Genomic DNA, 4,406 nt, shown 5'->3' with positions numbered 1-4,406 from the left:
CGGCTCGAAGGCGCGCGCACTCGAGAAGGCGCGCACGCTGCCGGTGGACGCGATCATCTTCGATCTCGAGGACGCGGTCGCGCCCGACGCCAAGGCCGAGGCGCGCGAAACGCTCCGCGCCGAGCTCGACGCCGGCGGCTACGGGCAGACCGCGCGGCTCGTCCGCGTGAACGCGCTCGACACCGAATGGGGCGCCGACGACATCGCGGCGATGCGCGGCGCGGATTTCCACGGGCTTCTCCTGCCGAAGGTCGGCGCTCCGGCGGATCTCGACGCCGCGGCAGGGCAGCTGGGCTCCGACCTGCCGCTCTGGGCGATGATGGAGACGCCGCGCGGCATCCTGAACGCCGCCGCCATTGCCGCGCATCCGCGCCTCGCGGGCTTCGTCGCGGGGACCAACGACCTCGCCAAGGAACTGGGCTGCGCCATGCGCGCCGACCGGCTGCCGATGATCCACGCGCTCGAGGCGATGCTGATGGCCGCGCGCGCGGAGGGAAAGGTCGCGGTGGACGGCGTCTTCAACCATTTCCGCGACGAGGACGGGCTGCGCGCCGAGTGCGAGCAGGGCCGCGACCTCGGCTTCGACGGCAAGACGCTGATCCACCCGGCGCAGGTGGCCACCGCCAACGCTATCTTCGCCCCCGCGGCCGATGAGATCGAGCACGCCCGGCGCCAGATCGAGGCCTTCGAGGAGGCGCAGGCCCGCGGCGAGGGCGTGGCCGTGGTCGACGGGCAGATCGTCGAGAATCTGCACGTGGAGACGGCGCGCCGCACGCTGGCCAAGGCCGAAGCCATTGCGGCGCTCGCCCATTGATCTAGGCTGGCGCGCGCAACAGCGAGGGAGACGGCGATGGGATGGGTTCTTCTGGTGCTCGGCCTGGTCCTCTGGACGGGCGCGCATCTCTTCAAGCGCGTGATGCCGGAGGCGCGGGCGCGGATGGGCGACACGGCCAAGATCGTGGTCGCGGTGCTCGTTCTGGTGTCGGTCGCGCTGATGTATTTCGGCTATCGTGACGCCTATGGCCCGGTCTGGTGGGGGCGGCACCCCGCGACGGTGGGGATCAACAACCTCTTCAACCTCTTCGCGGTCTACCTCTTCGCCGCCTCGGGCATGAAGACGCGGATCACCGCCTATATCCGGCATCCGCAGCTGACGGCGGTCAAGACCTGGGCGATCGGGCACCTGATCGTGAACGGCGATCTGGCCTCCTTCGTGCTCTTCGGCGGGCTCCTGGCCTGGGCCGTGGCGGAGGTCGTGCTGATCAACCGCCAGACCGCGCGCCCCGCGCCGCCGCCGCCCGCCTCGATGGGCAAGGAGATCGGCGCCGTGGTCGGCACACTGGTGGTCTACGGCCTGATCGCCTGGGTGCACTACTGGTTCGGCTATCCGGCCTTCGGGTGAGATCATGCGCCTCTACCGCTTCCTCTCCGCCGACGACACCTCGGCCTTCTGCCACAAGGTGACCGCCGCGCTGAACGCCGGCTGGGAGCTCTACGGCGATCCGACCTATGCCTATGACACCGGCAACGGCGTGATGCGCTGCGGGCAGGCGGTGGTGAAGGACGTGGCAGGGGACTACCGCCCCGATCTCAAGCTGGGAGAGTTGTGACGATGCCCAAGGACACCCGGATCAAGACCGATCCCGGCCGTTTCTTCGAGGACTACACGGTGGGCGAGGTGATCCCGCATGCCGTGCCGCGCACGATCTCGGGCGGTGAGCGGGCGCTTTACCACGCGCTCTATCCGTCGAGGCACGCGCTCTCCTCCTCGGACGAGTTCGCGCGGGTCTGCGGCCTGCCGGCCAGCCCGGTGGACGACCTGATGGCCTTTCACGTGGTCTTCGGGAAATCGGTGCCGGACATCTCGCTCAACGCCGTGGCGAACCTCGGCTACGCCGAGGCGCGCTGGCTGCGCCCGGTCTACGCCGGCGACACGCTGCGCGCCTCGTCCGAGGTGATCGGGCTCAAGCAGAACAGCTCGGGCAAGACGGGCGTGGTCTACGTGCGCACCACCGGCTTCAACCAGCACGGGCTGCCGGTGATGGAGTTCAAGCGCTGGGTCATGGTGCGCAAGCGCGACCCGGAGGCCCCGGCGCCCGAGGCGGTGGTGCCCGATCTTGCCCCCCATGTCGCGGCCCAGGATCTGGTGATCCCCGCGGGGCTCGACTTCACGCAGTACGACTTCGGCCTCGCGGGCGAGCCGCACCGCCTCGCGGACTACGAGGTGGGCGAGGTGATCGACCACGTCGACGGCGTGACGCTGGAAGAGGCCGAGCACATGATGGCCACGCGGCTCTGGCAGAACACCTCGAAGACCCATTTCGACGCGACGCCACGCGCCGACGGCAAGCGGCTGATCTACGGCGGTCACGTCATCAGCATGGCCCGCGCGCTGTCGTTCAACGGGCTTGCCAACGCGCAGATGATCGCGGGCATCAACGCGGGCACCCATGCCAACCCGTGCTTCGCCGGCGATACCGTGCGCGCCTGGTCCGAGGTGCTGGACAAGGCCGAGACCGCCGCGCCGGGCGTCGGGGCGCTGCGCCTTCGGTTGGTGGCGACCAAGGGCGGCGAGCCCTTCACGCTCAAGGGCGCGGACGGCAAGTATCTGCCGCACGTCCTGCTCGACCTCGATTACTGGGCGCTGATGCCGACCTGAGGCCTGCCCGGGGCGGGCCGCGCCGGCCTGCGTGCCGACACCTGTGATCACGCGTGCAGGGCGGACGCCCATGCGGCCCGCGACGACCGCCGGAGCATCGACCGGCTTCGCGCCCCGGCGCTCCACGGCGTGCAGCCCGCTCATGGGACACAGGTTTTCCAGTACGTGATCACACTTGCCGAGCCTGCGATCACAAATGAAGCGAAAAGCGCGCAGACGGCTCAGAATCCCTGCGTTTCGGCGCAATCCACGGGGTGACAGCGCCGCGAAATGCGCTATCACGTTCCGAGAGATCGAAAGGACCCTGCCATGGCAGACGTGAACCGGGGCGACCGCCCGCTCTCGCCCCATCTTCAGGTATACCGCCCGCAGCTGACCTCGGTGACCTCGATCCTCGTGCGGATCACCGGCAATGCGCTGATCGTCGCCGCGCTCCTGGTGGTGTGGTGGCTGCTCGCCGCCGCGAGCGGCCCCGAACACTTCGCCATCGCCGACGGCGTGCTGCGCAGCTGGTTCGGCAACCTCGTGCTGTTCCTGTCGCTCTGGGCGCTCTGGTATCACACGCTCGGCGGCATCCGGCACCTGATCTGGGATTCGGGCCGGGGCCTCGACCTGAAGTCGAGCTACACCATGGGCTACATCATGATCGGCGGCTCGGTGCTGCTGACGCTTTTCACCGTTCTGGTCATCTGAGGGAGGCTGCGTGATGCACATCCTGACCGCCCGCAAGCGCGCCCGCGGCCTCGGGGCCGCGAAGGCCGGCACCGAACACCACTGGAGCATGATCGTCTCCTCCGTGGCGCTGGTCGGGCTGATCCCGGCCTTCATCTTCACCTTCGGGCAGGCGCTCGGCGGCAGCCACGAGGAGGTGGTCGCCTATTACCAGCGCCCCTTCCCGGCGATCGTGGCGATCCTGACGTTGCTCGTGGGCTTCATCCATTTCCGTGGTGGTGTTCAGACCATGATCGAGGACTATGTCCACGGCACACGGCAGAAGGTACTGATCCTCCTGATGATCTGCCTCAGCTACGCCGCCGCCGCGACGGGCGTCTTCGCCGTGGCGAAGATCGCCCTCTGAGAGACCGGAGACCGAGATGGCCGCATACGATTACGAAACGCATGACTACGACGTGGTGGTGGTCGGCGCCGGGGGCTCCGGCCTTCGCGCGACGCTGGGCATGGCCGAACAGGGGCTGCGCACCGCCTGCGTGACCAAGGTGTTCCCGACGCGGTCGCACACCGTCGCCGCGCAGGGCGGCATCGCCGCGTCGCTCGGCAACATGGGCCCCGACCACTGGCAGTGGCACATGTACGACACGGTGAAGGGCTCCGACTGGCTCGGCGACGTGGACGCGATGGAGTATCTCTCGCGCGAGGCGCCGCAGGCGGTCTACGAGCTCGAGCACTACGGCGTGCCCTTCTCGCGGACCGAGGACGGCCGCATCTATCAGCGCCCCTTCGGCGGCCACACGACCGAGTTCGGCGAGGGCCCGCCGGTGCAGCGCACCGCCGCCGCGGCCGACCGCACGGGCCACGCGATCCTGCACACGCTCTACGGCCAGTCGCTCAAGCAGAAGGCGGAGTTCTTCATCGAGTATTTCGCCATCGACCTTCTGATGGGCGACGACGGCCGCTGCGAGGGCGTGCTCTGCTGGAAACTCGACGACGGCTCGATGCACGTCTTCTCCGCCAAGATGGTGGTGCTGGCGACGGGCGGCTACGGGCGCGCCTATTTCTCGGCGACCTC

7 protein-coding genes are annotated in these 4,406 nt (G+C 68.9%); all 7 read left to right on the top strand.

Translation table 11 applies throughout. The features are described from left to right. Nucleotides 1-814: HpcH/HpaI aldolase/citrate lyase family protein (locus ACESL7_RS13490; RefSeq protein ID WP_372893829.1), on the top strand; the 814-nt coding region annotated here is incomplete at its 5' end. A gap of 36 nt (nt 815-850) precedes the next feature. Next, nucleotides 851-1,402 carry an NnrU family protein gene (locus ACESL7_RS13485; RefSeq protein ID WP_372893828.1) on the top strand — a complete coding sequence of 184 codons (552 nt, stop codon included), beginning with the start codon at nt 851-853 and terminating at the stop codon, nt 1,400-1,402. A 4-nt stretch (nt 1,403-1,406) separates the two neighbouring features. After that, nucleotides 1,407-1,610 (top strand): DUF1737 domain-containing protein, encoded by a 204-nt coding sequence (locus ACESL7_RS13480; RefSeq protein ID WP_372893827.1) that lies wholly within the window; start codon nt 1,407-1,409, stop codon nt 1,608-1,610. Between the two features lie 2 nt (nt 1,611-1,612). Then, nucleotides 1,613-2,659: a MaoC family dehydratase gene (locus ACESL7_RS13475; RefSeq protein ID WP_372893826.1), complete on the top strand. Its 1,047-nt coding sequence runs from the start codon at nt 1,613-1,615 to the stop codon at nt 2,657-2,659. A gap of 309 nt (nt 2,660-2,968) precedes the next feature. Continuing rightward, on the top strand, nt 2,969-3,352 hold the full coding sequence (gene sdhC / locus ACESL7_RS13470; RefSeq protein WP_372893825.1) for a succinate dehydrogenase, cytochrome b556 subunit: 384 nt from the start codon (nt 2,969-2,971) through the stop codon (nt 3,350-3,352). Between the two features lie 13 nt (nt 3,353-3,365). Further along, complete coding sequence (gene sdhD, locus ACESL7_RS13465; RefSeq protein WP_372893824.1) at nt 3,366-3,737, top strand: succinate dehydrogenase, hydrophobic membrane anchor protein; 372 nt, start codon at nt 3,366-3,368, stop codon at nt 3,735-3,737. 16 nt (nt 3,738-3,753) lie between these two features. Then, the coding region (locus ACESL7_RS13460) for an FAD-binding protein (RefSeq protein WP_372893823.1) at nt 3,754-4,406 on the top strand (653 nt) is incomplete at its 3' end.

The organism is Rhodosalinus sp. (assembly GCF_041685465.1).
Taxonomy (GTDB): Bacteria; Pseudomonadota; Alphaproteobacteria; order Rhodobacterales; family Rhodobacteraceae; genus Rhodosalinus.
This window is presented reverse-complemented; position numbering and strand designations above follow the sequence as displayed.

Excerpts from the sequence above, each read along its gene's own strand:
- sdhD (WP_372893824.1), top strand. The coding sequence starts at position 3,366 with ATGCACATCCTGACCGCCCGCAAGCGCGCCCGCGGCCTCGGGGCCGCG.
- sdhC (WP_372893825.1), top strand. The coding sequence starts at position 2,969 with ATGGCAGACGTGAACCGGGGCGACCGCCCGCTCTCGCCCCATCTTCAG.
- ACESL7_RS13485 (WP_372893828.1), top strand. The coding sequence starts at position 851 with ATGGGATGGGTTCTTCTGGTGCTCGGCCTGGTCCTCTGGACGGGCGCG.
- ACESL7_RS13480 (WP_372893827.1), top strand. The coding sequence starts at position 1,407 with ATGCGCCTCTACCGCTTCCTCTCCGCCGACGACACCTCGGCCTTCTGC.
- ACESL7_RS13475 (WP_372893826.1), top strand. The coding sequence starts at position 1,613 with ATGCCCAAGGACACCCGGATCAAGACCGATCCCGGCCGTTTCTTCGAG.